Genomic DNA, 23,779 nt, shown 5'->3' with positions numbered 1-23,779 from the left:
CCCTTCATGCCCGACGTCGGTAAAAAAGGGGTTACGAACCGCACCCGGCGGCAGTTGTGCCCCGAATCGGGTCAGCGGCGGACGTGCCAGCAGCCGCCGTCAGCGTGCTCGATCGTCCACCCCCGCTCGGCCGCCAGCGCCGCGATCTCGCGCCCTGCTTGCGGGTCGTCGGCGACCAGCCGCACCCGCCCGGCTTCGCGCATCGCGCGGGCCAGTCGCAGCGCGGGCCAAGGACACCGCATGCCGCGCGCGTCGACCATCACCTCGGCGGAGGCGTCAATTGTCATAAGGGTTCCGCGTGTTACGAAAATTGATCCGGATCGGCACGCCCTGGAACCCCAGTTCCTTGCGCATGCCATTGACCAGATAGCGATGATAGCTCGCAGGCAGCGCATCGGTGCGGCTGCCGAAGATGACGAAAGTCGGCGGGCGTGTACGCGCCTGCGTCATATAGCGCAGCTTGATGCGCTTGCCCCCGGGCGCCGGTGGCGGATTGGCCGCGACGGCGGCCTCGAACCAGCGGTTGAGCTTCGCAGTCGACACGCGGCGCGTCCAGATATCGCGCTGTTCGAAGGCGACGCGCACCAGCGTGTCGATCCCCTTCCCGGTCGCGCCCGAAAGGCTGAGCAGCGGGACGCCCTTGATCTGCGACAGCCCGTCGTCGAGCGCCGCGCGCACGCCATTGTAGAGCGCCGAAGTATCCTCGGCCACGTCCCATTTGTTGAGCGCGACGATCAGCGCGCGCCCTTCTTCCAGCACGCGGTCGGCGATCCGCAGATCCTGCGCCTCCAGCCCCTTGGTCGCGTCGAGCAGCAGGACGACGACCTCCGCGAAATCGACCGCGTGCAGCGCATCGGCGACCGACAGCTTTTCCAACTTGTCCTGAACCTTGGCGCGCTTGCGCATCCCGGCGGTGTCGAACAGCTGGATCGGATGGACCTCGCCATCCTTTTCCCATTGCCATTCGACCCGGATCGAATCGCGCGTGATCCCTGCTTCCGGGCCGGTAATCAGCCGATCCTCGCCGATCATCCGGTTGATAAGCGTCGATTTTCCGGCGTTGGGCCGGCCAACGATCGCGAGCTTGAGCGGACCGAGCGGCTCCTCGCCCTCTTCGTCGAGGATCGCGGCTTCGGTCGCTTCGGCATCCATGAAAGGTTCGACAACCGGGCGCAGGGCATCGAACAGGTCGACGAGCCCTTCGCCATGCTCGGCGCTGAGCGCGAGCGGATTTTCGAAACCGAGCGCATAGGCTTCCATCAGCCCCGCCTCGCCTTGCTTGCCCTCTGCCTTGTTCGCGACAAGGATGATCGGCGTGTCCTCGCTGCGCAGCCAGCGCGCGATTTCTTCGTCGAGCGGCGTCACCCCGGCCCGCGCGTCGATCATGAACACCGCGGCATCGGCCTCGCGCACCGCCTTTTCGGTCTGCACCCGCATCCGCCCCGGCAGGGTGGCGGCGTCATGGTCCTCGAACCCCGCCGTGTCGACGATGCGAAAGGTCAGGCCCAGCAATTGACCGTCGCCCTCGCGCCGGTCGCGCGTCACCCCCGGCTGGTCGTCGACGAGCGCGAGCCGCTTGCCGACGAGCCGGTTGAACAGGGTCGACTTGCCGACATTGGGGCGGCCGACAATGGCGATCGTCGCGGATCGCGCCATGCTTCTATCCTATCGTCTGGAGCCGCAACATGCGGCCCCGTCCCTGTTACCGCCAGGCGGTGATCCGCCCGTCGTCCGCAAGGATGTAGAGCGTTTGGTTGGCAACCACCGGCATCTGCGACAGCGGCGACTTGAATTCGGTCGTCGCGATGGTCGAACCGTCGGTCGGCGAAATTTCGGCCATTTCTCCAAGGCTGTTCACCGCGATAAGGCGCCCGCCCGCAAGAATCGGGCCCGTCCAGCGGACAGGATCCTCTTTCTTCTTTTCCTTGTCGACCCGGTAGCGGCGAAGCTGCTGGATCCAGCGGATCTTGCCCGACGACCGCGCGACGCAAAGCAGCTTTGCATCGTCGGTCATCGCATAGACCCACTCGCCGACCACATAGGGCGTCGAAATACCGGCGATCGAAATTTCCCAGCTGCGCAGCCCGGTGTTGAGCTCATAACTCGCCATGCGTCCGCCCTGGCCAAGCGCGAAGACACGCCCGCGGTCGATCACCGGGTCGGCATCGACGTCGGTGAGCGTGGACACCGACAGCGCGATCGAGGTGCGGGCAAGCGCATCCTCCCAAAGATCGCGGCCGTTTTCGTACCGATAGGCCTGAACCTCGCCCGACGAGAAGCCCGCGACGATCGTCGCCTCGCCCGCCGCCGGCGACGCCGCACCGAAGACGCTGCCGGCCTCGAGCGAGGCGGTCGCCTGCCACAAGACCGCGCCGTTGGCCGCGTTGAGCGCCAGGATCTGATTGTCCTGCGTGATCACATAGACCCCGCCGAAGGCGACCGTCGGCGCGCCGCGCAGCGGACCCGACGGCTTCACCTTCCAGATCACCGACCCGTCGGATGCGTTGAGCGCGGCGACGTCGCCGACGCCGCTTGTCGCATACACGACATCGCCGTCGACCGCGGCACCGCCGCCGAACAGCGAATCCTGGAAATCCTTGCCCGTGCTGCCGATCGCCTGCGACCATAGTTTCGCGCCCGTATCGGCGGCGAATGCCGTGACCACCGCATCGGTGTCGACGACGAACAGCCGATTGTCGGCAATCACCGGCGACGCGGCGAGGCGCTGCTTCTTCGTACTGCCGGCGATCTGGGCGCTCCAGACCTGGCTGCGCGTTGCGGCGAGCGCAAGGTGGCCCATCGATTTGGAGGCATTGCCGCCCGACTGCGACCAGGCGGCATTGACGACCGGTTCGGGCAGGACGACGGCGGTCTCGGCGAGCGCCGGGTCGACCTTCACGCTATTGTCGTTCGACAGGATCGACACGCGATTGCCGACGGTCGGCGTCTTTTTCGGGCCATCGCCCTTGAACACGCTGCACCCCGCCAGCGGCAGCGCGAACAGCGCCGCAGTCAGGACAAATTGCCTTTTCAGCATATTATTTGGCTTCCTCGCTTTTCGCGGCGGCCGCGGCCTTGGGAGCGGCTTCGCCTTTCTGGTCCTTGGCGGCACTATCGGCCGCACGGTCTGCGACGGCGTCGACGCCCAACATCCCCGCCATCTGAACGCTACGCGACTGCAGCGACTTGGGGATATCGGGCAATTTGGCGATGCGGCCGTAAAGCGCACCCGCCTGATCATAATGTCCGAGCTGGTACTGCGCGATCGCCGTCAGTTCGGCGGCACTCGCGAACCAGGGCGATTCGGGATCCTTGGCATCGACGATCGGCTTCATCCGCGCGATCACCGTTTCGGGCTTCAGCGTATCGAGTTCGAACGCGGTCTGGCGCACCAGCGCCATGTCGCGCAGCGCCGGATCGAGCGAACTGTCGCCCGCGACCTTTGCCACCAGCGCGGCCGCGCCCTTCATATCGTCGGTCTGCGCCTTCAAATTCGCCTGTGCGATCAAGGCCATCGCACGATAGGCCGCATCGTCGCCGGCGACGATCTTTTCGAGTTCGGCCGTCGCGGTGCGCGGTTGGTTGTCGTCGATCTTTTCGAGCGCCGCGACGAAGGCTTCGGCCTGTTCGCCGCGCGCCGCCGCTTCGCGGTGCTGCCAGAAGAGATAGCCGCCGAACGCGAGCAGCGCCACGATCACCGCCGCGACGATCAGGCGCCCATACGACTTCCAGATCGAATCGAGCCGGTCCTTGCGGACGGCCTCGTCGACTTCCTGCAACAGCGCGGCATTGTTCGTCGGGCTCAGGGCCAATCAATCCTCCATCATCTCGTCCGGCCCGGGGCCGGTCGCTTCCTTAGCGACGGCACGGCAAAAGGCCAAGCGATTCACTCGGGAGCCGGGCCCGCCGGACGAGGCGGCGGTCAGCCGGCGTAGATCTGATCGGCGGTCGGAAATGAACGCGACCTGACCTGGTCGGCATATTCCCGCACCGCGCCGCTGATCACGCCCGCCATGTCCTGATATCGCTTCACGAATTTCGGGACGCGTTCGAACATCCCTAGCATGTCGTCGGTCACCAGAACCTGTCCGTCGCATTGCGCCGACGCCCCGATACCGATCGTCGGGCAGGCGACCTTGTTCGTGATCTCGATCGCGATCGATTCGAGCACGCCTTCGATGACGATCGAAAAGGCGCCCGCCTGCGCCACCGCCACCGCGTCGTCGACGATCGCCCGGGCTTCCTCGTCGCTCTTGCCGCGCACGCCATAGCCGCCGAGGATGTTGACCGCCTGCGGCGTCAGCCCGACATGCCCCATCACCGGAATGCCGCGCTGGGTCAGGAATTCGATCGTCGGCGCGAGCACCCGGCCGCCCTCGACCTTTACCGCTGCGGCGCCGGTCTCCTTGAGCAGGCGCGATGCGTTGGCAAACGCCTGTTCGGGGCCGGCCTCATAGCTGCCGAACGGCATGTCGACGATCACCGCGGCGTGATAGCTGCCGCGCACGACCGCGGCGCCGTGCAGCGCCATCATCTCCATCGTCACCGCGACCGTGTGCGGCAGCCCATAGATGACCTGCGCAAGCGAATCGCCGACCAGCAGCATGTCGCAATGCGGGTCCAGAAGCTGGGCCTGTCGCACCGTATAGGCGGTGAGCATAACGATCGGGTCGCCGCCTTTTTGCTGGCGAATCCGCGGCACGGTAAGCCGCTTCATCGGCTGCGGCGTCGGATTCGCGCGGCTGGTCGAGGTGTCGAGGGTGAGCGTTTTGGGAAGAGTAGACATGACGCGGGCTTATACGCGGACCGGGACACTCCAAAGCGGTTCCGTCGACAATGTAGATCAAACTTGACCCTATGTTAATTTTATATAACATTGAGTTCGAATTTATCGACATGGAGTATCGCGTTATGGCTTTCCGGGAAAAAATCGCCTGGCTGACCCTCGTGAGTATGGCAGCCGGCTATACGCTCTATTTCGGACTGGTTCTGGCGGGACATCCGGCCGGTCGCGCGATGGCCCCGATGCTATGGCTGTTCGGATCGATCGCGCTGGCGCAGGTGATCGTCGTGGTCGCCGGGACGACCTTGTTCGCCATCCGGACCCCGAAGGAGGCGCGCGCGCGCGCCGACGAGCGCGACCGGAGCATCGACGGACGCAGTACGCGGATCGCTTATTATATCCTGATGACCGGCATGATCGTGGTCGGCGTCGTCATGCCCTTCGCCGACTCCGGCGTCCGGCTGGTCAACGCCGCCCTGTTCGCGCTGGTGCTCGCCGAAACGGTGCGCCACCTGGTCATCCTGCTGAGCTATCGGCGCGGCTGGCATGGCTAAGCCCCCCTTCACCAACGACATACGGACCTTGCGCTTTCTGGCGGACGAAATGACGCAAGGCGAGCTGGGCGACCTCGTCGGAGTCACGCGCCAGACGATCGCCGCGATCGAGCAAGGCAAATACTCCCCCTCGCTGGAGGTCGCGTTCCGTATCGCGCGCATATTCGGCAAACCGCTCGAAGCGGTGTTTCGGTGGCACGACGAATAGGGGGCGACGGAGCGCCCGTGGTTTGCCCTATGCCCGGCCCGCCTTGTCGAGCGCCGCGACCTGTTCGGCCGTCAGCGTGACGTCGAGGCTGCCCACGATCTCGTCGAGCTGCACCACCGACGTCGCGCTGGCGATCGGCGCGGTGACGCCGGGCTGCGCCGCCGTCCAGGCAAGCGCGATCTGCGACAGGGTGGCCCCGGTTTCGGCGGCGACGCGATCCATCGCCGCCAGCACCGCGGGTCCGCTGCCCTCCATATAGGTTTTCGCCTTGCCGCCGCGCGGGCTCTTCGCCAGGTCGCCGGGCTCGCGATACTTGCCCGTCAGATAGCCCGAAGCGAGGCTGAAATAGGTAACGACGCCCAGACCTTCGGCGATACAAAGCTCCTGAAGAGGCCCTTCATATTGCGCGCGATCGATCAGGTTGAGCTCGGGCTGCATCACGGTGAAGCGCGGCAGACCCCGTTCGGCCGACACGCGCAGCGCCTCGGCGAGCCGATCGGCCGAATAGTTCGATGCGCCGATTGCGCGCACCGTTCCCGCGTCGACGAGTTCCGCAAACGCCCCGAGCACTTCGTCCAGCGGCACCTCGGGATCGTCCTTGTGGGCAAAATACAGATCGATCGTGTCGACGCCGAGCCTGTCGAGCGAACCTTGCAGCGCGCCGCGAATGCGATCGGGCTTCAGCCCACCCTCCATCATTCCGACCTTGGTGGCGATCTGGACCTTGTCGCGCGCGCCGCCTGCCTTCAGCCAAGCGCCCATCATGCTCTCGGACTCGCCGCCCTTGTGCCCCGGTACCCATGCCGAATAGACGTCGGCCGTGTCGATCATCCCGCCGCCCAGCTCGACGAACCGGTCGAGCACCGCAAAACTCGCGGCCTTGTCGGCGGTCATGCCGAACACATTGCCGCCGAGCACGAACGGACGGATCGAGAGGCCGCTTTGGCCAAGGGGGCGTTCGGTCATGACTTTGCTCCTTGTTTCACCGCGCGCACCGCTTCGTGGGGGTTGTCGCTGAACAGCCCGTCGACGCCCGCCTTCAGATAGGCGCCGATCTCGGCCGCCAGGTCGCCGTGGCCGGCGGGGTTCAGGCCGCCCTGGTCGGCAAGCGGCAGGAAATAATTTTCGCGGCGAAAGGTCCAGGGGTGAACCTTCAGCCCCGCCGCATGGGCCTCCTCGACCAGACGCGTCGGCTGCCCCAGGGTTCCCAGCGCACCGCGCGGGATGATCATCTGCTTGTTCGGCCCGATGCCGTCGGCATAGGCTGCGACCGCCTGAAGCCCCGCTGGGGTCGCCATCGCACTGTAGCTCATGTCGGGGTTGTCCGCCGGCCCGCCCTCGTCGTCCATCAACTGGATCAGCGGCAGGTCGCTTTTCGCACGCAGCGCCCTCAGGTTGCCGACCTCGAAGCTCTGGATGAAAACGGGGGCGCCGCGGCCGCGATAGCCATATTGGTCCAGCAGCGCGAGCAGCGGCGCCTCGTGCGGCAGGCCGATAGACGCGAAATAGCTCGGGTGCTTGGTCTCGGGATAAACCCCCACCGGACGCTCGCGCCCCTTGTTCACGCGGGCGAGCATATCGAGGATTTCCTCGAAGGTCGGGATTGCGAACCGGCCATCATATGCGGTGCCGCGCAGCCGCGGGATACGCTCCTTCGCGCGCAAGGTCTTGAGTTCGGCCAGCGTGAAGTCTTCGGTAAACCAGCCCGTTACCGCCTTGCCATCGATCGTCTTCGTGGCTTTGCGGCGCGCAAATTCGGGATGGTCCGCAATATCGGTCGTTTCGGAAATCTCGTTCTCGTGGCGTGCGACAAGCACCCCGTCCTTGCTGAGCACGAGATCGGGCTCGATGAAATCGGCTCCCTGCTCGATCGCGAGTTCATAGCTTGCGAGCGTATGTTCGGGCCGCTCGCCCGATGCGCCGCGATGGGCGATAACGATCGGCGGCTGCCCGTCGAGGGTCGGCTGTGCGGTCATCGGTTCAGCGCTGCACGCCGCGGGCAGCAGCAGCGCGAGGACCGCGGCGCGCCAAGCCGTCATGCCGCAAAACGCGCGCGCCAGTCATCGGCCGAAAATCCTGCACTCACGCCGTCGGGCGCCTCGACCACCGGACGGCGGATCATGGCCGGATGCTCCAGCATCCGTGCCTTTGCCTTCGCCGCGTCGAGCCCGGCCTTGTCGGCATCGGGCAGCTTGCGAAAGGTCGTTCCGTTCCTGTTGAGCAGCTTGTCCCACCCGAGCGCGTCGATCCAGCCTTGCAGCCGGTCGGGGTCGAGCCCGTCCTTGCGGACATCGTGGAAGCGATAGGCGATGCCGGCCTCGTCGAGCCAGCGGCGTGCCTTTTTCACCGTGTCGCAGTTCGGAATGCCATAAAGTGTCAGTGCCATGCAGGCGGTTTAGGATAGCGGCGGCATGTCGGCAATGCGCGTGTTGGCGCTGGCCAGCTTTCCGCGCAGCGCGCGCGCGAATCCCTGATGCAGGGTCGCGGCGATCTCCGGATTCGCGGCAAGATAGGCGCGCAACGCGGCCGCCGGCACGAACCAGAGCCGCGCGTTGCTGGTCAGCGTCACCGTCCCCGTCGCATTGGTGCCGTCGAGCACGGTCGCCTCGCCGATCAGGGCGCCGTCGGCCAGTGTCCCGACATCGCTCCCGTCGCGCTGAATCAGTGCGCGCCCTTCGGCAAGGTAGAAGAGGCTCGGCGCCGCCTGATTCTCGCGGATCAATATTTCGCCGCGCTTCGCCGAGATCCAGTGCCCCTGATCGATCAGCCGCCGCGCCTCGCCCGCACTGAGGCGGTCGAAATGCAGACCGCGAAGCGCCAGTTCCTCGGGCGAGAAGCGCGTCCCCGAATCGCGGAGCCACGCACGGCCGGCGAGCGCGAGATTGAGCAGCAGGATCGCCGTGAGCACGACCGCCGCCCCGATACTGTGCCAGCCGAGCAGCACGGCCGGCAGCGCGATCAGGGCCGCTACAGCCAGGCCCAGCCGCACGAATTCGATGCGCACGGCCAAAACCGTCGCCAAAAGCGACACAAGCGCGGCATAGCCGAACCAAGCCGGGTCGATAGTCCCCATAGCCCAATCGTTTCGCGTTGCGGTCCCTACTTAGGACCCTAGGTAAAACAGGTTACCGATTACAGAACGCCGGACGCGGCGCCCCGGATGCGCGCCCGCAAAATCCATAGCAAACTATCAGTTTTCGCGGCTCAAGAAAAGCATAGGTGCGCAAAGCGGCGGAGAATGCTAATTTCCTTGCCCTTGCTTCCGTGGCCCAATCACGCCAAGGCAGCGCCCGATTCGATTTTTGAACAGTGAAGACCCCAACCATGACGCAGAATTGGCAACCGCACAGCTGGCGCTCGCACGAAGCGAAGCAGCTGCCGACATACAAGGACGAAGCCGCGCTGGCCGCCGCCGAGCGCGAGCTCGCCGACTATCCGCCGCTCGTCTTTGCCGGCGAGGCGCGCGAGCTGACGAGCGAACTCGCGCGCGTCGCCGAGGGCAAGGCGTTCCTGCTCCAGGGCGGCGACTGCGCCGAAAGCTTCGCCGAATTTCACCCGAACAACATCCGCGACACCTTTCGCGTGCTGCTCCAGATGGCGGTCGTGCTGACCTTTGCGTCGAAGATGCCGACGGTAAAGCTCGGCCGCATGGCGGGCCAGTTCGCCAAGCCTCGGTCCGCCGACATGGAGGAGGTGAACGGCACGTCGCTGCCCAGCTATCGCGGCGACATCATCAACGACATCGCCTTTGCAGCCGAGGGCCGCGAACCCGACCCGCAACGGATGATCAGGGCGTACAACCAGTCGGCGGCGACGCTGAACCTGCTGCGCGCCTTCGCGCATGGCGGCTATGCCAACCTGCACCAAGTCAATGCCTGGACGCATGATTTCATGGACCGTAGTCCGTGGGCGAAGAAATATCAGGAAACCGCGGCGCGCATTTCCGAAGCGCTCGCCTTCATGGAAGCGTGCGGCGTGACGCCCGAAACGGTGCCGCAGATCAAGGGCACCAGCTTCTACACCAGCCACGAGGCGCTGCTGCTCCCCTATGAACAGGCGTTGACCCGGCAGGACAGCCTGACCGGCGGCTGGTACGACACCTCGGGCCATTTCCTGTGGGTCGGCGACCGCACCCGCTTCGAGGGATCGGCGCACATCGAATATCTGCGCGGCATCGGCAATCCGGTCGGCATGAAATGCGGTCCGAGCCTGGAGCCCGACACGCTGTTGCGACTGCTCGACACGCTCAATCCGAACCATGTCCCGGGGCGCATGACGCTGATCACGCGTTACGGCCACGACAAGATCGAAGCGTATCTGCCCAGGCTGGTGCGCGCGGTGAAGGAATCGGGCCATCCGGTCGTGTGGTCCTGCGACCCGATGCACGGCAATGTCATCAAGACGTCGACCGGATACAAAACCCGGCCTTTCGAGCGCATTCTCGCCGAAGTGCGCGGCTTCTTCGCGGTCCACCGCGCCGAGGGGACGCACGGCGGCGGCATCCACATCGAAATGACCGGCCAGAATGTCACCGAATGCACCGGTGGTGCGATGGACGTCACCCAGATGGATCTTGCCGACCGCTATCACACCCACTGCGACCCACGCCTCAACGCCGGGCAGAGCATCGAGCTTGCCTTCCTGCTGGCGGAAATGCTCAATCAGGAAATGACCGAGCGCGCAAAGCAGGCGGCATGACCGAGCGGCGGGTCATCGTCCAGAACGAGGTGATCCGCAACGGCGTCGGCTTCGGCAGCGCCCTGGCAATCGCGATCAGCTTCACGACCCACAAGTCGGTGCTGTGGGCGATCATCCACGGCCTCTTCAGCTGGTTCTACGTCGCCTATTTCGTCCTGACACGCTGACTTTAATCGCCCGGCCATCGCTTCGTATCGGCAAAAGCGCGGCCGAGCGCGACGTGCAGGTCCGCATCCTCTGCCGCGCCGCCAAGCGGGATCTTGTCGGAAAATTCGTCCGCGGGCTGATGATAATCGCTGCCGAGGAAGGCCTCGAGCAACGCCATGTCGGAAAAACTGCCCCCGACCATCAGCGACGTCACGCCCTTTGCCCCCAGCGCCCACCCGTCCTGCCGCTGGACAAAGGCGTCGGCTTCGCCGTCCGAATCGATCGTGCGCCCCAATCCGGTCGCGACGCTGCGTACCATCGCATCATAGGCCGGCTTGCCGCGCCCGATGGTCGCAACCGGTGTGCCGCGCGGCGAGATGGCGATCGTGTCGACGTTGAGCGCAACGGTGATGTCCTTCAGCGGCAGCACCGGATGGTCGGCGAACCAGCGCGCGCCGAGCAGGCCTTTTTCTTCCGCGGTCGTCGCCATGAAATATATATCGCGGTCGGGACGCTGGCCCGCGGCAAGGCGCTTTGCGACCTCGATCAGCACCGCGATCCCGCTCGCGTTGTCGACCGCGCCGTTGCAGATGCGGTCGTCGGCATCGGCGGGACGGCAGATGCCCAGATGATCCCAATGGCCCAGGAACAGCACAGCCTTGCCGTCGGGCTTGGCGCCGGGCAGCTTTGCGATGATATTGTTGCTCGCAAAGGGGCGGATCGCGGTCCGCGTGTCGATATCGGCGGCCACCGGCAGGACGGCTCCGCGATAGTCGGGCGCCTTCGCGGCCTCGCGCAGCGCGGTGCCGTCCAGTCCCGCCTTGGCGAACAGCGCATCGGACGCCTCGAGCGACAGGAAGCCGGAGATTTGCGGCCCTTCTCCCTCGTCGCCGCCTAGCCGCACCGTCTTCGCACCCAGCGCGTCGCGAAGCCGCCCCCACGGCACCGCGTCGGTCGCGATGACGAGCACCCCCACCGCGCCGGCGTCGGCGAGCATCTGGCGCCGCTCGCGATAGCGCGGCTGCGTCTTGCCGAACGGCGGCGTATCCATCAACATGATCGCCAGCTTGCCACGGACGTCGGCGTTCGGGCGGCCACCGGCATCGACGCCATAACCGACGAACTGCGCCGGGACATCCTTCAGCGATACCGACGGATCGCGGCCGCTCAACAGGATGCCGTCATCCTCCAGCGCGAAATCGCGCCCGCGCACGCGGAACCGCGCGCTGCTTTCCAACGGCTCGCTTTCGACGAAGGGAACGGGCTGAAGCCACGGCGTCGCGCTGCCCGGCACCGGTTCGAGCCCCGCTCCGGCCCATGCCCCGACGATATAGGCGATCGTGCGATCCTCGCCCTCGCTTCCCGGAGCACGCCCCTCGAAAGCGTCGCTCGACAGGGTGCGCATGTGCGCCGCCAGGTCGGCTTCGGCGACCGGCGCGTCGGCGCTCCGGGCCTCGACCGCCGGCGCGGCAAGAAGGGCGAGGGCCGCGACCGCGGCTCGAAAAGCGGGATTCTGCATGGGTCGGCCGCATGACATGGCGCCCCCCATCAGGCAAGATGCGTTCGTCGAACGACGGGCGGCGCGGTCCTGTCAGGATGCGGCGCGCGCGAGCAGCACCCGCGCCGCCGCGACGTGCATATCCTCGATCATCCGCCCCTCGTGCCGCTGCGCCCCGCCGGTCGCGGCCGCGACGAGCGCCTCGGCCGCCGCAATCTCCTGCCCCGACGGCGCGAAGGCCGCGTTGCACGGATCGACCTGCGACGGATGGATCAGCGTCTTGCCGTCGAAGCCGAACCGACGCCCCTCGCCCGCTTCGGCGGCGAAGCCGTCCGCATCGTCGATCGCATTATAGACGCCGTCGAAGCACCAGGCGCCGCCCGCGCGCGCGGCGAGCACGATCGCCTGGATGGAAAGGCTCATCGCACCGCGATCGCCGCCGGGTGGCAGTTTCAGCTCGTGCGCGAGGTCGTTAAGCCCCGCGATCAGCCCCCGCACCCCCGGATCGGCGGCAATCGCGCGCGCCGCATAGATGGCGGCGGGCGTCTCGATCATCGCGAGGATCGGAATGCCGAGCCCGCGCGCAGGGTCGACATCGCCGGGCGCGTCGACCTTCGGGAGCACCACCGCATCGAGCGCGAGCTCCGCGACCGCGCCGAGATCGGCCGACTGGTGCGGGCTGCCGTGCCCGTTGATCCGCACCGCGATCCGCTTGCCCGGATATCCGTCCGCCACCGCCGCGCGCATCGCCGCCCGCGCGTCTTCCTTGCGATCCGCGGGCACCGCATCTTCGAGATCGATGATCAGCATGTCGGCGGCAAGTCCCCGCGCCTTTTCTAGCGCGCGCGCATTCGATCCGGGAACGTACAACAGCGAGCGCGGGGCGAAATCGATATCGGTCATGCGCTTTTCTGTGGCGCAGCGCAGCCGTTGCCGCAATAGTGGGGGCGCAATAGAGAGAGGGGATCGACATGTATTTCGCGCTGGCGCTGGTCATACTCGCCCTGGTGTTTCTGGTCTGGGCGCTGACGCCCGTGCGGCAGGGCTACGCCTATACGATCGAGCGTTTCGGCCGTTACACCCACACCGCTCAGCCGGGGCTCAACTTCATCATGCCGATCTTCGACCGCGTCGGGCGCAAGGTGAACATGATGGAGCAGGTGCTCGACATTCCGGGGCAGGAGATCATCACCAAGGACAATGCGATGGTCGCGGTCGACGGCGTCGTCTTCTTCCAGGTGCTCGACGCTGCGAAGGCCGCCTATGAGGTCAGCGACCTTTACCTCTCGATCATGAACCTGACGACGACGAACCTGCGCACCGTGATGGGATCGATGGACCTCGACGAAACGCTGTCGAAGCGCGACGAGATCAACGCGCGCCTGCTCCATGTCGTCGACGACGCGACGACCCCGTGGGGGGTCAAGATCACCCGCGTCGAGATCAAGGACATCCGCCCGCCCGCCGACATTTCGAACGCGATGGCGCGCCAGATGAAGGCCGAGCGCGAAAAGCGCGCCGCGATCCTGGAGGCAGAGGGGCTGCGCGCGTCGGAAATCCTGCGTGCCGAGGGCGAGAAGCAGGGACAGATCCTACAGGCCGAAGGTCGGCGCGAGGCGGCCTTTCGCGACGCCGAAGCCCGCGAACGCGAGGCCGAGGCCGAGGCCAAGGCGACGCAGATGGTCAGCGATGCGATCGCGAGCGGCAATGCGCAGGCAATCAACTATTTCGTCGCGCAGAAATATGTCGAAGCGGTAAGCCAGTTCGCGACCAGCCCCAACGCCAAGACGATCCTGTTCCCGGTCGAGGCGACGCAGCTCATCGGCACCCTGGGCGGCATCGGCGAGTTGGCGCGCGACGCGCTCGACCGCAAGGCGGGGGGCTGACATGCCCGGCTGGCTCGCCACCCTCGAACCGCATTGGGCGTGGTTGTCGCTCGGCGTGCTGCTGGCCGCGGCAGAGATCGTCGCGCCGGGCTTCTTCCTGATCTGGCTCGGCGGTGCGGCGGTCGTCACCGGTGTTCTCGCGTGGGTACTGCCAATCGGCATTCCGTTCCAGCTCGGCATTTTCGCGGTGCTGTCGGTCCTGATCCTCTATGGCGCGCGCAAGTGGCTCCACGACAATCCGATCGTCTCCACCGACCCGCTGCTCAACCAGCGCGGCGGCCGCCTCGTGGGCGAGGTGCTGACCGTCACCAAGGCGATCGAGGATGGCCGCGGCCGCGTGCGGGTCGGCGACGGCGAATGGCCGGTGCGCGGCCCCGACGCCGCCGAGGGCGCCAAGGTTCGCGTTGTCAGCGCCGACGGCGGGGTTCTGGTGGTCGAGGCGGTTTAAGGTCATGTCGTCGCCCCCGCGAAGGCGGGGGCTGCCGGCGGCCTTGCGCAGCGCGGCCGCGTATAACGACGACGCCCTTCCCGCCTTCGCGGGGGCGACGGATATTTCTACCCGCCCCTCGGCCGGCTATAGATCGCGACCACATGCCCCAGCGCATCGCTGTCGCCGATGCGGGCGAACCCCAGCTTGGACGCGACGCGTTCGGACGCGGCGTTGCCGGGATCGATGATGCAGCGGACCTCCTTGGCGTCGAGCGCCGCATCGGCCCAGCCGAGCGCGGCGGTCATCGCCTCGGTCGCGAGCCCGCCGCCCCAATGGTCGGCGTCGAACGCCCAGCCGGCCTCCGGCTGTCCTTCCAGTTCGGGGATGCCACGGCAGAAATAGCTCAGCCCGCCCATGCCGATCAGCGCGTCGGTCGCCCTGTCGGCAAAGACCCAATAGCCGAAGCCCATCACCGGCCAGAGGCCCGCGGACCCCAGAAACTTGCCCCAGCTCACATCGGGCGCACGCGGTTCGCCGCCGATGAAGCGCGTCACCCGCGCGTCGGCCCACATCGCGATATGCGTGTCCTTGTCCGCTAGGCGCGGCTCGCGCAGCCGCAGGCGGTCGGTTTCGATGACGGGCGGCGACGAAGGCATGGCGCGGCGCTATCAGCGCACGGCAAGCCAGGCAGGCGCCCCGCGATAGCGGACACGGTGGGGGAGAGAGAAGACCGCACCGTGCCCGCCGCCTCCGCAAGGAGCGGGTTCAGGCCGCGGCGGCGGCCTCGCGCGGCGCCGTCGATGCCTGTTCGGGCATCACCGCGGCGGCGTAATCGCTTTCATATTTGCCGATCAGCGCGCGATCGTCGTGGTTCCACGGGTGGAAGCCGGGCAGAAAATAGGCGAGCCACGGCAGGAAGCTCTTGCGCAGCACCCCCGGCGAGCCGAGCAGATACCACCAGATGCGCGCGGTGACCCGCCAGCCGCCGAGACCGTCCTGCGCGAGCAGCGCCTTCATGCCGCGCACGCGCTTCGGCCAGAAGCGGGTCGTGATGACGAGCATCATCAGCGACTTCGCCTTCCAGCGCCGCCAGCGGCTCCAGTCCTTCGTCGCGTGGAGCCAGGTGTCATAGGCGACGCCCTTGTGCTCGATCTCCTCGATCGCGTGCCATTGCCACAGCGCGCCCCATTCGGGCTCGGCGCCATCGTACATCTTCGGGTTCGACAGCATGATCGACGCGAGCATCGCGGTATAATGTTCGAGCGCGATCGTCGCCATCAGGTTGACGATCGGCGGGCGCTGTCTGATCAACTCCATCACCTGATCGACGTCGCCCTCGAGCTCCGAAAGATCGTAGCCCGCCTCCGCCGCCTTGCGGTTGAACACGACATGCTCGCGGCTGTGGATCACTTCCTGCTGGGTAAAGGCGCGGATTTCGCGCGCCAGCTTTTCGGGCACGCCGTCGCGGTGCGCCTTCACCGCCTCGATGAACATCGCCTCGCCCTTCGGAAAGGTCACCGACAGCGCGGTGTGAAAGGCGGAGGCGATCGGGTCGCCGTTCAGCCACCAGCGACCCTGCTTGTCGTCGCGCCCGAAGCGGCGATCGCGCGGCGTGATCGACAGGTCGTGCGGGGTCGGCGAAAGCGAAAGGCTGGACATATGTTCCTCACCGGCGTTTAGGTGGTGTCGGCGCGGGGGCGCCACAGGGGCAAGCATCTAGGAATTACTTACAGTGGTGTCAATAGCGAAGAAGCGTCTCAGCCCGGAAGAAAGCCGGTCGGTCGCGCTCGAAGCGGCGCGGCAGATCCTGATCGAAATGGGGCCGCAGGCGGTGACGTTGAAGGCCGTCGCGGCGCGAATCGATCGGACTCACGCCAATCTCCTGCATCATTTCGGCAGTGCTGCGGGGCTTCAGCGCGCGCTCGCCGCCTATCTGGCCGAAACCGTGTGCGACACGATCGCGGCAAGGATGACCGCCTCGCCCCCCGGCGAGCGCAACGTTCGCGAGATCGTCGACCTCGCCTTCGACGCCTTCGACAGCGGCGGCGCCGGCGCGCTTGCGACCTGGATGGCGGCGACGGGCAACGACGATGCGCTCGACCCGATCGTCGAGGCGATCCACCGCCTGATCGACGGCATGAGTCCCGACGCGCACGAAAAGAAGCTGATGCACGAAGACACGCTGGCGCTCGTGCTGATGGCGATGGGCGATGCCCAGCTCGGCGGCCCGATGGCCGAGGCGCTCGGCCTGCCGCGCGACACCGCGCGCGGGCTTGCAACCGAGCTGATTACCGGGCGTATCGCGGCTTTCTGGGCCGAGCAGGGCGGGAAGGCGGATTGCTGAAAGCGTAGCGCGAACAACCGGCTTTGGCAGATCGACGACCCTATTTTAATCGTCATCCCGGACTTGATCCGGGATCCATTTACGCAGCGCTGGAGCCTATGGATCCCGGATCAAGTCCGGGATGACGAAGATGGGTGAATGTCTGCTCCCGCTCCCCCCCTACCGACACCTGATCCCGCCGCCCGCGAAATCCGGCGCCACCTAGCCAAATCCCCGCCTTCCCCTTAAAGGGCCGCGATGCACTTTCTCGACCAGGCCAAGATTTTCGTGAAGTCCGGCGACGGCGGCCCCGGTGCCGTGTCGTTCCGGCGTGAGAAATATATCGAATATGGCGGTCCCGACGGCGGCAATGGCGGCAAGGGCGGCGATGTCGTGTTCGCGGCGGTGGCGGGCCTCAACACGCTGATCGACTTTCGCTATACCCAGCATTTCAAGGCCAAGCGCGGGACGCCGGGCGCGGGGCGCGACCGCACGGGCGCGGGCGGTCCCGACCTTGTCATCGAGGTGCCGGTCGGCACCCAGATCCTGGCCGACGACGAGGACCGCACGCTGCTTGCCGACCTCACCAAAGAGGGCGAACGCGTCGTCTTTCTGCACGGCGGCGACGGCGGGCGCGGCAATGCGAGCTACAAAAGCTCGACCAACCGCGCGCCGCGCCAGCACGGCCCCGGCTGGCCGGGCGAGGAAATGTGGGTGTGGCTGCGGCTGAAGCTGCTCGCCGACGCGGGCCTCGTCGGCCTGCCCAACGCCGGCAAGTCGACCTTCATCAACGCTGTCAGCAATGCGCAGGCGAAAGTCGGCGCCTATGCCTTCACGACGACGCGCCCGCAGCTCGGCGTGGTCAGCCACAAGGGGCATGAATTCGTCGTCGCCGACATTCCGGGACTGATCGAGGGGGCCGCCGACGGCGCCGGAATCGGCGACCGCTTCCTGGGTCATATCGAACGGTGCCGCGTATTGCTCCACCTTGTCGATGCGAACGACCCCGATGTCGCGACCAGCTATCGCGTCGTGCGCGACGAGCTCGACGCCTATGGCGCCGGCCTGACCGACAAACCGGTGATCGTGGCGCTCAACAAGGTCGATACGCTCGACGACGAGCTGATCGCCGCCTTGTCGGCCGAGCTCGAAGCGGCGAGCGGCCATCCCGTAATGGCGCTGTCGGGCGCGAGCGGAGCCGGCGTCGAAGCGGTGCTCGACAAGCTGCTGGAGGCCATCGGCCCCGCAAGACCCGCCGAAGAGGATGGGCGCGAAGACGGCGACTGGTCGCCGATCTGACGCCGAAAAACAGCGACGCGGCGTCGCGGAACCAAGCCTCCGCCGGGGGATTGCCTTTCAAACAACAAGGATTTTCCCATGCACCGCGCCGTTCGCCTCACCCTCGCCTGCCTGCCCCTCGCCGCCTTGGCCGTCCCGGCGTCGGCGCAGGACACCCCCGACGGCCCGGCAAAGCGCACGCGCCTGATCCTCGGCCCGCAGCTCGCGCCGTCCTGGCCCGGCGCCGATCGCTATAGCCTTGGCCCCTATGTCGACCTGTCGCGCTCGCCCGAAGGTGTGCCCTTCGAGTTCGAGGCGCCCGACGAGAGCTTTGGCTCCCCCCTCGTCCACAGCGGCAAATTCGCCTTCGGTCCGGCCTTCGGCTTCATCGGCAAGCGCACCCCGGACAAGCTCGGCGCGCCGCTTCCCAAGGTGGGCCTCAGCGTCGAGGCGGGCGCCTTTGCGCAAATGTCGGTGACGCCCGGATTTCGCGTCCGCGCCGAAGGACGCAAGGCGCTGAACGGGCATAAGGGCTGGGTCGGCGAAGTGAGCGCCGACTATGTCGCGCGACAGGGCGACGACTGGCTTTTCTCGATCGGCCCGCGCGTCACCCTGGGCGACGCCAGATACACGCGCGCCTATTTCGGCGTCGCCCCTGCCGACGTCGCGGCGTCGGGCCTGACCGCCTTCGATCCCGGCGGCGGGGTCCAGTCGGTCGGCGTCACCGCCGGCTATCTGCGCCAGATCGGCGGCAATTGGGGCATCGCACTCTATGCGCGCTACGACCGGCTGGTCGGCGACGCGGCCGACTCCCCGGTCACGCGCGCGCTTGGATCGCGCGACCAGCCGTCGGGCGGCATCGCGCTCAGCTATACGTTCGGCGGCGACCGCTGACGCAATAGCCGTTGGCGCGGACGTCTGCGCGCGCTATCGGCGGCGGCATGTTGTTCGCCCCCGCCTCCTGTCCGCGGCTGATCGTCAAGATCGGATCGGCGCTGCTCGTCGACGACCATGGCGCGGTCCGGCGCGAATGGCTCGCGGGCATCGCTGCCGATATCGCCGACCGCGCGCGTGCGGGACAGCATGTCGCGGTGGTATCTTCGGGCGCGATCGCGCTCGGCGCGCGGCGGCTGGGCCTGGCGAAAGGCGGACGCGCGAGCCTCGAGGACGCACAGGCGGCCGCCGCGACCGGCCAGATCGCACTCGCAGGCGTATGGGCCGACGTGCTCGGCGCCGAGGGCCTGACCGCTGCACAAATGTTGGTGACGCTGGGCGACCTCGAACATCGCCGCCGTTACCTCAACGCCGCAGCCACCCTTGATCGCCTCCTCAGCCTCGGGGTGGTACCGGTGATCAACGAGAATGACAGCGTCGCGACCGAGGAAATCCGTTTCGGCGACAACGACCGGCTCGCCGCGCGCATCGCCCAGGCGGCGGGCGCGCAGGGGGTCGTGCTCCTGTCGGACATCGACGGCCTCTACGACCGCAATCCGGCGCTGGCCGGCGCGCGGCATATCCCCCGCGTCGCGCGCATCGACGCCGCGGTCGAGGCGATGGCCGACACGGGCTCGGCGTCGGGCATGGGATCCGGCGGCATGGTGTCGAAAATAGCCGCGGCGCGCATTGCGGGGGCCGCCGGCGCGCATCTCGCGATTGCCTCGGGCCGGATCGATCGGCCCCTGTCCGCCGAGGCACGGCACACCGTCTTCGTCGCCGAAAAGGGCGCGAGCGCGCGCAAGGCGTGGCTCGCCGGCGGCCTGACCGCTCAGGGGCGGCTCACGATCGACGCCGGCGCGGTCGGGGCCCTTCGGGCAGGCGCGAGCCTGCTCGCCGCCGGCATCACCGGCGCGAGCGGCGATTTCGCGCGTGGCGACATTCTGGACATCGCAGGTCCCGACGGGCGCACCGTCGCGCGCGGCCTGTCCGAATATCCAGCGGCGGACCTCGCCGCGATTCTCGGTCTGGGCCGCGACGCGCAGGAGGCCGCGCTCGGCTATGCCCCGCGCGCCGCGGTCGTCCACCGCGACCATATGGTACTGGTATGACCGCCGCCCGGCCCGTCCTCGCGATGACCGGCGCGACAGGCTTCGTCGGCGGCGCGGTGCTGACGCGCGCGGTTGCCGGGGGCTGGCATGTCCGCGCGCTCACGCGCCGTCCGCAGCCCGAGCGGGCGGGGGTGACCTGGATCGCGGGCGCCCTCGACCGGCCCGACAGCCTTGCCGAAATGGCGCACGGCAGCGAGGTCGTCGTGCATGTCGCCGGCGTCGTCAACGTACCGACCCGTGCCGATTTCGAGGCAGGAAACGCGCTCGCGACCGGCCATGTCGTCGACGCTGCGCGCCGCGCGGGCATCGCACGCTTCGTCCATGTTTCGTCGCTTGCGGCGCGCGAACCCGACCTGTCCAACTATAGCTGGTCGAAGGCGCGAGCCGAAACGATCGTTCGGGCCAGCGGGCTCGACTGGACGATTGTCCGCCCCCCGGCCGTCTTCGGACCCGGCGACACCGAAATGCTCGATCTCTTCCGCATGGCCCGGCGCGGTATCGCGTTGCTGCCGCCGCGCGGCCGCATGTCGGCGATCTATGTCGACGAGCTCGCGCGGTTGCTCGTCGCGCTGGCCGGCGAGCGGCATATGAGCATCGGACAGCTTTACGAGCCCGACGACGGCCGCCCGAACGGCTGGTCGCACCGCGCCTTCGCGCAGGCGATCGGGCATGCGGTCGGCCGCAGCCATGTTTCGACGCTCGCGGTTCCGGCGCCGATCCTCAAGGCCGGGGGGCGCATCGATCCGTTCGTGCGCCGTCGCCGCGCCAAGCTGACCGCCGACCGCGCCCGCTATATCGCACACCCCGACTGGGTGGTCGCCGATGGGGCGGTTCCGCCGTCGGCATTGTGGGCGCCCGAAATCGCGACCGGAGAGGCGCTGGCGGAAACCGCGCGCTGGTACCGGGCGCAAGGCTGGCTCTGACGTCGCCGGTGGGCTGCCAACCGCCGCCGGTCGAAGCGTGCATTGCCAAGGATCGGCGGCGCGACTAATCCTTGCGGCATGACCGATACCACCGCCACTCCGCCAAGCGACAAACAGGGCCCCTGGGCCATTCCCGTTCGCGCCGCACAGCCCGGCCCGGACGCACCGCGACCCGCGACCAGCTTTCCGCGCAAGGTCTGGAACCTGCTCGTCGCGATCAAGGACGGGCTCGCCCTGATCTTCCTCCTGCTGTTTTTCGTGCTGCTCTTCGGCCTTCTCATGGGACGCCCCAACAGCGCGCTGCCGGTCAGCAAGGGCGCCCTGCAGATCGAACTCGACGGTGTGGTCACCGAACAGCCGACCGAAATAGACCCCTATGCGGCGCTCTCCGGCGGCAACAATCTCAAGGAAATCCGCGTCCGCGACGTCGTCCATGCGCTCGAGACCGCGGCGCAGGACGACCGGGTGACGTCGGTGGTGCTCGACCTCGATCGCTTCCTCGGCGGCGGACAGGTGTCGCTCGCCGAAATCGGCGGCGCGATCGACAAGGTCCGTGCCAAGAAAAAGCCCGTGCTCGCCTTCGCCACCGCCTATACGACCGACAGCTACCAGATCGCCTCGCACGCAAGCGAAATCTGGGCCGACCCGATCGGCGGCGTCGCGCTCGCCGGGCCCGGCGGTTCGCGCCTCTATTACAAAGGCCTGATGGACCGGCTCGGCATCACCGCCCATATCTATCGCGTCGGCACGTTCAAGAGTGCGGTCGAGCCCTATCTGCGCAGCGACCAGTCGCCGGAGGCGAAGGAGGCCAATCTCGCCTACGCCAGCGTTCTCTGGGACAAATGGCTCGCCGACGTGAAGGCGGCGCGGCCGAAGGCAAAGGTCGATGCGTTCGTCGCCGACGCCCCCGCGCTCGTCGCAGCGGCGGGCAACGACCTGTCGAAGGCGTCGCTCGACGCCGGGCTCGTCGACAAGCTCGGCAGCCGCATGGCCTTCGGCGAGCGCGTCGCCGACATCAGCGGCACCGAGGACGACCAGCGTCCGTGGGATTACAAGGCGATCCCGCTCGAAAACTGGGTCGCCGCCAACCCGCCAAAGGACAAGGGCAGCACGATCGCGGTCGTGCCCGTCGTCGGCGAGATCGTCGATGGCGAAGCCCCTCCCGGACAGGCGGGCGGCGAAACGATTGCCGAACATATTCTGGATGCCGCGACCGACAGCAGCGTGAAAGCGATCGTGTTGCGGGTCGATTCCCCGGGCGGGTCGGTGATGGCGTCCGAGGAAATCCGCCAGGCGCTGCTCGCGGCCAAGGCGAAGAAGCTGCCGATCGTCGTGTCGATGGCGAACGTCGCGGCGTCGGGCGGCTATTGGGTCTCGACCCCCGCCGATCGTATCTTCGCCGAGCCCGACACGATCACCGGCTCGATCGGGGTTTTCGGCATCATCCCGAGCTTCGACAAGGCGCTCGGCAAGATCGGCGTGACCGCCGACGGCATTGCAACGACCCCGCTGTCGGGACAGCCCGACATATTGGGCGGCGTCAACGACACGTTCAACACGCTCGCCCAGGCCAGCGTCGAGGACATCTATGCCCGCTTCACCGGCCTGGTCGCCAAGAGCCGCAAGCAACCGATCGAGAAGATCCGCACCATCGCCGAGGGTCGCGTCTGGGCCGGCGGCACCGCGCGCCAGCTCGGCCTCGTCGACCAGTTCGGCGGGCTGCCCGACGCGCTCGCCGCCGCGGCCAGGCTCGCGAAGGTCGAGGGCGATTTCCACGCGAAATATTTCGAGGAAGAGCCGAGCGAATATTCGAAGATCCTCGCCGGACTGCTCGGCAACGACAGCGGACAGGCGCACGTGCAAAGCGGCTGGTTCGGGGTCGCCGCGGCGCAACGACAGCTGCTCGAACAGCGGCTGTCTCAGGATGTCGGCCTGCTGACGAGCGAAGCGGGTTCGGTGCAGGCGGCGTGCCTCGACTGCCGCGCCTATCGCCCCGCGACGGCGCATCCGGCAGCCGGGACGAAAGGACTGTTCGCCAACCTCGCGCTGTTGCTGCGCTAGGCGGCGGCGGCCGCCGCGCCTGCGTGGCCGGCGATCGCGTCGGCAAGCGTATCGACGAGCGCGAGCGGCAGGTCGTGCCCCATGCCGGGGATCGTCATCAGCCGCGCGCCCGCGATGCTGGCCGCGGTGTCGCGCCCGCCCGCCGGCGGCACGAGCGGGTCGTCCTCTCCGTGGATGACGAGCGTCGGGGCGGTCACGCGCTTCAGCATCGAGCGCCGGTCGCCGTCGGCGACGATCGCCGCCATCTGGCGCGCGACACCCTGCGGATAGAAGCCGCGCTCGTAATCGGCCCGCACGCGGCGTTGCAGCCGCTCCTCTTCGGCGGGATAGCCCGGGCTGCCGATGACTCGCGCTGCCCGCACCGAATAGGCGATCATCGCCTCCGGATCGCCACCGATCGGACGGTTCGCGAGCACCTGCATCGCTTCCTTCCTGGCGCGCGGCAGGCGGCGATTGCCGGTCGTCGACATGATCGAAGTCAGCGACAGCGCGCGCTGCGGGTAGCGCGCCGCAATATGCTGCGCGATCATCCCGCCCATCGACGCGCCGACTATATGCGCGCGCGCGATCCCAAGATGGTCGAGCAGCGCAATGCCGTCGGCAGCCATGTCGGCGAGGCTGTACGCGCTGCGCACGGGCAGGCCGATCGCCGCCTTGACGAACATCCATTTCAGGTTAGGCACCCCCACCGCGTCGAACCGCGTCGACAGGCCGACGTCGCGATTGTCGTACCGAATGGTGCGAAAGCCGCGCGCAACCAGCGCGTCGACGAACTCGTCGGGCCACAGAGTCAATTGCCCGCCCAGCCCCATGACGAGCAGGATGGACGGCGCGTCGCGCGGTCCGCGGTCCTCATAGGCGAGGCGTACGCCATTCACGGTCGCCTGGTCGGTGGTCATGTGGCTGTCCCCCATCGCTCGATGGACCAAGCTTTGCCGCACCTTT

26 protein-coding genes are annotated in these 23,779 nt (G+C 67.4%); 12 read left to right on the top strand and 14 right to left on the bottom strand.

The annotated features are described in order from the left end of the window. Nucleotides 1-71: 71 nt before the first annotated feature. From AC58D2_RS01725 to panB, 5 genes are all read right to left on the bottom strand, one after another. Nucleotides 72-287 (bottom strand): sulfurtransferase TusA family protein, encoded by a 216-nt coding sequence (locus AC58D2_RS01725; protein ID WP_497386732.1) that lies wholly within the window; start codon nucleotides 285-287, stop codon nucleotides 72-74. Next, the gene (gene der, locus AC58D2_RS01720; protein WP_497386730.1) at nucleotides 277-1,656 is read right to left on the bottom strand and encodes a ribosome biogenesis GTPase Der; all 1,380 of its coding nucleotides are present in this window, start codon (nucleotides 1,654-1,656) and stop codon (nucleotides 277-279) included. The genes AC58D2_RS01725 and der overlap by 11 nt, the downstream gene beginning before the upstream one ends. A 46-nt stretch (nucleotides 1,657-1,702) precedes the next feature. Next, nucleotides 1,703-3,037, bottom strand: a complete 1,335-nt coding sequence (locus tag AC58D2_RS01715) for an outer membrane protein assembly factor BamB family protein (protein WP_497386728.1) — start codon at nucleotides 3,035-3,037, stop codon at nucleotides 1,703-1,705. A gap of 1 nt (nucleotide 3,038) precedes the next feature. After that, entirely contained in the window at nucleotides 3,039-3,812 is a 774-nt protein-coding gene (locus AC58D2_RS01710; RefSeq protein ID WP_497386726.1) for a tetratricopeptide repeat protein, read from the bottom strand. A 110-nt stretch (nucleotides 3,813-3,922) separates the two neighbouring features. Continuing rightward, the gene (gene panB, locus AC58D2_RS01705; protein ID WP_497386724.1) at nucleotides 3,923-4,786 is read right to left on the bottom strand and encodes a 3-methyl-2-oxobutanoate hydroxymethyltransferase; all 864 of its coding nucleotides are present in this window, start codon (nucleotides 4,784-4,786) and stop codon (nucleotides 3,923-3,925) included. A 125-nt stretch (nucleotides 4,787-4,911) separates the two neighbouring features. Between panB and AC58D2_RS01700 the strand changes: the two genes are divergently transcribed. Together AC58D2_RS01700 and AC58D2_RS01695 are read left to right on the top strand one after the other, a co-directional pair. Further along, nucleotides 4,912-5,337: a hypothetical protein gene (locus AC58D2_RS01700; protein WP_497386722.1), complete on the top strand. Its 426-nt coding sequence runs from the start codon at nucleotides 4,912-4,914 to the stop codon at nucleotides 5,335-5,337. After that, complete coding sequence (locus AC58D2_RS01695; protein ID WP_497386720.1) at nucleotides 5,330-5,545, top strand: helix-turn-helix transcriptional regulator; 216 nt, start codon at nucleotides 5,330-5,332, stop codon at nucleotides 5,543-5,545. The genes AC58D2_RS01700 and AC58D2_RS01695 overlap by 8 nt, the downstream gene beginning before the upstream one ends. Before the next feature lie 27 nt (nucleotides 5,546-5,572). Here AC58D2_RS01695 and AC58D2_RS01690 read toward each other — a convergent pair whose 3' ends face one another. The 4 genes from AC58D2_RS01690 to AC58D2_RS01675 are packed head-to-tail and all read right to left on the bottom strand — an operon-like array spanning nucleotide 5,573 to nucleotide 8,618. Then, a complete protein-coding gene (locus AC58D2_RS01690; protein WP_497386718.1) occupies nucleotides 5,573-6,511 on the bottom strand; it encodes an aldo/keto reductase in 939 nt (312 codons plus the stop codon). Then, the gene (locus AC58D2_RS01685; protein ID WP_497386716.1) at nucleotides 6,508-7,584 is read right to left on the bottom strand and encodes a glycerophosphodiester phosphodiesterase; all 1,077 of its coding nucleotides are present in this window, start codon (nucleotides 7,582-7,584) and stop codon (nucleotides 6,508-6,510) included. The genes AC58D2_RS01690 and AC58D2_RS01685 overlap by 4 nt, the downstream gene beginning before the upstream one ends. Beyond that, nucleotides 7,581-7,931 carry an ArsC family reductase gene (locus AC58D2_RS01680; protein WP_497386714.1) on the bottom strand — a complete coding sequence of 117 codons (351 nt, stop codon included), beginning with the start codon at nucleotides 7,929-7,931 and terminating at the stop codon, nucleotides 7,581-7,583. Before AC58D2_RS01680 ends, AC58D2_RS01685 begins: the two co-directional genes overlap by 4 nt. A 9-nt stretch (nucleotides 7,932-7,940) precedes the next feature. Next, nucleotides 7,941-8,618 (bottom strand): Crp/Fnr family transcriptional regulator, encoded by a 678-nt coding sequence (locus AC58D2_RS01675; protein ID WP_497386712.1) that lies wholly within the window; start codon nucleotides 8,616-8,618, stop codon nucleotides 7,941-7,943. A gap of 251 nt (nucleotides 8,619-8,869) precedes the next feature. On the opposite strand from AC58D2_RS01675, the gene AC58D2_RS01670 reads away from it, so the two are divergent. Both AC58D2_RS01670 and AC58D2_RS01665 read left to right on the top strand, forming a co-directional pair. After that, nucleotides 8,870-10,243: a class II 3-deoxy-7-phosphoheptulonate synthase gene (locus tag AC58D2_RS01670; RefSeq protein ID WP_497387155.1), complete on the top strand. Its 1,374-nt coding sequence runs from the start codon at nucleotides 8,870-8,872 to the stop codon at nucleotides 10,241-10,243. Continuing rightward, nucleotides 10,240-10,410 (top strand): hypothetical protein, encoded by a 171-nt coding sequence (locus AC58D2_RS01665; RefSeq protein WP_497386710.1) that lies wholly within the window; start codon nucleotides 10,240-10,242, stop codon nucleotides 10,408-10,410. Before AC58D2_RS01670 ends, AC58D2_RS01665 begins: the two co-directional genes overlap by 4 nt. A 2-nt stretch (nucleotides 10,411-10,412) precedes the next feature. On the opposite strand, the gene AC58D2_RS01660 is transcribed toward AC58D2_RS01665, so the two are convergent. Both AC58D2_RS01660 and AC58D2_RS01655 read right to left on the bottom strand, forming a co-directional pair. Then, on the bottom strand, nucleotides 10,413-11,909 hold the full coding sequence (locus AC58D2_RS01660) for a M20/M25/M40 family metallo-hydrolase (protein ID WP_497386708.1): 1,497 nt from the start codon (nucleotides 11,907-11,909) through the stop codon (nucleotides 10,413-10,415). 72 nt (nucleotides 11,910-11,981) lie between these two features. After that, a complete protein-coding gene (locus AC58D2_RS01655; protein ID WP_497386706.1) occupies nucleotides 11,982-12,791 on the bottom strand; it encodes an HpcH/HpaI aldolase/citrate lyase family protein in 810 nt (269 codons plus the stop codon). A 68-nt stretch (nucleotides 12,792-12,859) separates the two neighbouring features. On the opposite strand from AC58D2_RS01655, the gene AC58D2_RS01650 reads away from it, so the two are divergent. Both AC58D2_RS01650 and AC58D2_RS01645 read left to right on the top strand, forming a co-directional pair. Then, entirely contained in the window at nucleotides 12,860-13,774 is a 915-nt protein-coding gene (locus AC58D2_RS01650) for an SPFH domain-containing protein (RefSeq protein WP_497386704.1), read from the top strand. 1 nt (nucleotide 13,775) lies between these two features. Beyond that, a complete protein-coding gene (locus AC58D2_RS01645) occupies nucleotides 13,776-14,222 on the top strand; it encodes an NfeD family protein (RefSeq protein WP_497386702.1) in 447 nt (148 codons plus the stop codon). A gap of 107 nt (nucleotides 14,223-14,329) precedes the next feature. On the opposite strand, the gene AC58D2_RS01640 is transcribed toward AC58D2_RS01645, so the two are convergent. Both AC58D2_RS01640 and AC58D2_RS01635 read right to left on the bottom strand, forming a co-directional pair. After that, on the bottom strand, nucleotides 14,330-14,860 hold the full coding sequence (locus tag AC58D2_RS01640; protein WP_497386700.1) for a GNAT family N-acetyltransferase: 531 nt from the start codon (nucleotides 14,858-14,860) through the stop codon (nucleotides 14,330-14,332). Between the two features lie 109 nt (nucleotides 14,861-14,969). Beyond that, a complete protein-coding gene (locus tag AC58D2_RS01635; RefSeq protein WP_497386698.1) occupies nucleotides 14,970-15,863 on the bottom strand; it encodes a metal-dependent hydrolase in 894 nt (297 codons plus the stop codon). A 76-nt stretch (nucleotides 15,864-15,939) separates the two neighbouring features. Here AC58D2_RS01635 and AC58D2_RS01630 point away from each other — a divergent pair, with 76 nt between their 5' ends. From AC58D2_RS01630 to sppA, 6 genes are all read left to right on the top strand, one after another. Next, nucleotides 15,940-16,548 (top strand): TetR/AcrR family transcriptional regulator, encoded by a 609-nt coding sequence (locus tag AC58D2_RS01630; RefSeq protein ID WP_497386696.1) that lies wholly within the window; start codon nucleotides 15,940-15,942, stop codon nucleotides 16,546-16,548. A 237-nt stretch (nucleotides 16,549-16,785) separates the two neighbouring features. After that, nucleotides 16,786-17,826: a GTPase ObgE gene (gene obgE, locus AC58D2_RS01625; protein ID WP_497386694.1), complete on the top strand. Its 1,041-nt coding sequence runs from the start codon at nucleotides 16,786-16,788 to the stop codon at nucleotides 17,824-17,826. Between the two features lie 78 nt (nucleotides 17,827-17,904). After that, nucleotides 17,905-18,699, top strand: coding sequence for a MipA/OmpV family protein (locus AC58D2_RS01620; RefSeq protein ID WP_497386692.1), 795 nt, complete (start codon nucleotides 17,905-17,907; stop codon nucleotides 18,697-18,699). A gap of 47 nt (nucleotides 18,700-18,746) precedes the next feature. Next, nucleotides 18,747-19,850 (top strand): glutamate 5-kinase, encoded by a 1,104-nt coding sequence (proB, locus tag AC58D2_RS01615; protein ID WP_497386690.1) that lies wholly within the window; start codon nucleotides 18,747-18,749, stop codon nucleotides 19,848-19,850. Further along, nucleotides 19,847-20,773: an SDR family oxidoreductase gene (locus AC58D2_RS01610; protein WP_497386687.1), complete on the top strand. Its 927-nt coding sequence runs from the start codon at nucleotides 19,847-19,849 to the stop codon at nucleotides 20,771-20,773. Before proB ends, AC58D2_RS01610 begins: the two co-directional genes overlap by 4 nt. 78 nt (nucleotides 20,774-20,851) lie before the next feature. Next, nucleotides 20,852-22,834: a signal peptide peptidase SppA gene (gene sppA / locus AC58D2_RS01605; protein WP_497386685.1), complete on the top strand. Its 1,983-nt coding sequence runs from the start codon at nucleotides 20,852-20,854 to the stop codon at nucleotides 22,832-22,834. Here the strand turns inward: sppA and AC58D2_RS01600 are convergent. Beyond that, a complete protein-coding gene (locus AC58D2_RS01600) occupies nucleotides 22,831-23,733 on the bottom strand; it encodes an alpha/beta fold hydrolase (protein WP_497386683.1) in 903 nt (300 codons plus the stop codon). The two genes, sppA and AC58D2_RS01600, sit on opposite strands and share 4 nt — an antisense overlap. Between the last annotated feature and the right edge of the window lie 46 nt (nucleotides 23,734-23,779).

This window comes from Sphingopyxis sp. CR5 (genome assembly GCF_059693785.1).
This window is presented reverse-complemented; position numbering and strand designations above follow the sequence as displayed.

Excerpts from the sequence above, each read along its gene's own strand:
- AC58D2_RS01725 (WP_497386732.1), bottom strand. The coding sequence starts at position 287 with ATGACAATTGACGCCTCCGCCGAGGTGATGGTCGACGCGCGCGGCATG.
- der (WP_497386730.1), bottom strand. The coding sequence starts at position 1,656 with ATGGCGCGATCCGCGACGATCGCCATTGTCGGCCGCCCCAATGTCGGC.
- AC58D2_RS01715 (WP_497386728.1), bottom strand. The coding sequence starts at position 3,037 with ATGCTGAAAAGGCAATTTGTCCTGACTGCGGCGCTGTTCGCGCTGCCG.
- panB (WP_497386724.1), bottom strand. The coding sequence starts at position 4,786 with ATGTCTACTCTTCCCAAAACGCTCACCCTCGACACCTCGACCAGCCGC.
- AC58D2_RS01700 (WP_497386722.1), top strand. The coding sequence starts at position 4,912 with ATGGCTTTCCGGGAAAAAATCGCCTGGCTGACCCTCGTGAGTATGGCA.
- AC58D2_RS01695 (WP_497386720.1), top strand. The coding sequence starts at position 5,330 with ATGGCTAAGCCCCCCTTCACCAACGACATACGGACCTTGCGCTTTCTG.
- AC58D2_RS01690 (WP_497386718.1), bottom strand. The coding sequence starts at position 6,511 with ATGACCGAACGCCCCCTTGGCCAAAGCGGCCTCTCGATCCGTCCGTTC.
- AC58D2_RS01685 (WP_497386716.1), bottom strand. The coding sequence starts at position 7,584 with ATGACGGCTTGGCGCGCCGCGGTCCTCGCGCTGCTGCTGCCCGCGGCG.
- AC58D2_RS01680 (WP_497386714.1), bottom strand. The coding sequence starts at position 7,931 with ATGGCACTGACACTTTATGGCATTCCGAACTGCGACACGGTGAAAAAG.
- AC58D2_RS01675 (WP_497386712.1), bottom strand. The coding sequence starts at position 8,618 with ATGGGGACTATCGACCCGGCTTGGTTCGGCTATGCCGCGCTTGTGTCG.
- AC58D2_RS01670 (WP_497387155.1), top strand. The coding sequence starts at position 8,870 with ATGACGCAGAATTGGCAACCGCACAGCTGGCGCTCGCACGAAGCGAAG.
- AC58D2_RS01665 (WP_497386710.1), top strand. The coding sequence starts at position 10,240 with ATGACCGAGCGGCGGGTCATCGTCCAGAACGAGGTGATCCGCAACGGC.
- AC58D2_RS01660 (WP_497386708.1), bottom strand. The coding sequence starts at position 11,909 with ATGCAGAATCCCGCTTTTCGAGCCGCGGTCGCGGCCCTCGCCCTTCTT.
- AC58D2_RS01655 (WP_497386706.1), bottom strand. The coding sequence starts at position 12,791 with ATGACCGATATCGATTTCGCCCCGCGCTCGCTGTTGTACGTTCCCGGA.
- AC58D2_RS01650 (WP_497386704.1), top strand. The coding sequence starts at position 12,860 with ATGTATTTCGCGCTGGCGCTGGTCATACTCGCCCTGGTGTTTCTGGTC.
- AC58D2_RS01645 (WP_497386702.1), top strand. The coding sequence starts at position 13,776 with ATGCCCGGCTGGCTCGCCACCCTCGAACCGCATTGGGCGTGGTTGTCG.
- AC58D2_RS01640 (WP_497386700.1), bottom strand. The coding sequence starts at position 14,860 with ATGCCTTCGTCGCCGCCCGTCATCGAAACCGACCGCCTGCGGCTGCGC.
- AC58D2_RS01635 (WP_497386698.1), bottom strand. The coding sequence starts at position 15,863 with ATGTCCAGCCTTTCGCTTTCGCCGACCCCGCACGACCTGTCGATCACG.
- obgE (WP_497386694.1), top strand. The coding sequence starts at position 16,786 with ATGCACTTTCTCGACCAGGCCAAGATTTTCGTGAAGTCCGGCGACGGC.
- AC58D2_RS01620 (WP_497386692.1), top strand. The coding sequence starts at position 17,905 with ATGCACCGCGCCGTTCGCCTCACCCTCGCCTGCCTGCCCCTCGCCGCC.
- proB (WP_497386690.1), top strand. The coding sequence starts at position 18,747 with ATGTTGTTCGCCCCCGCCTCCTGTCCGCGGCTGATCGTCAAGATCGGA.
- AC58D2_RS01610 (WP_497386687.1), top strand. The coding sequence starts at position 19,847 with ATGACCGCCGCCCGGCCCGTCCTCGCGATGACCGGCGCGACAGGCTTC.
- sppA (WP_497386685.1), top strand. The coding sequence starts at position 20,852 with ATGACCGATACCACCGCCACTCCGCCAAGCGACAAACAGGGCCCCTGG.
- AC58D2_RS01600 (WP_497386683.1), bottom strand. The coding sequence starts at position 23,733 with ATGACCACCGACCAGGCGACCGTGAATGGCGTACGCCTCGCCTATGAG.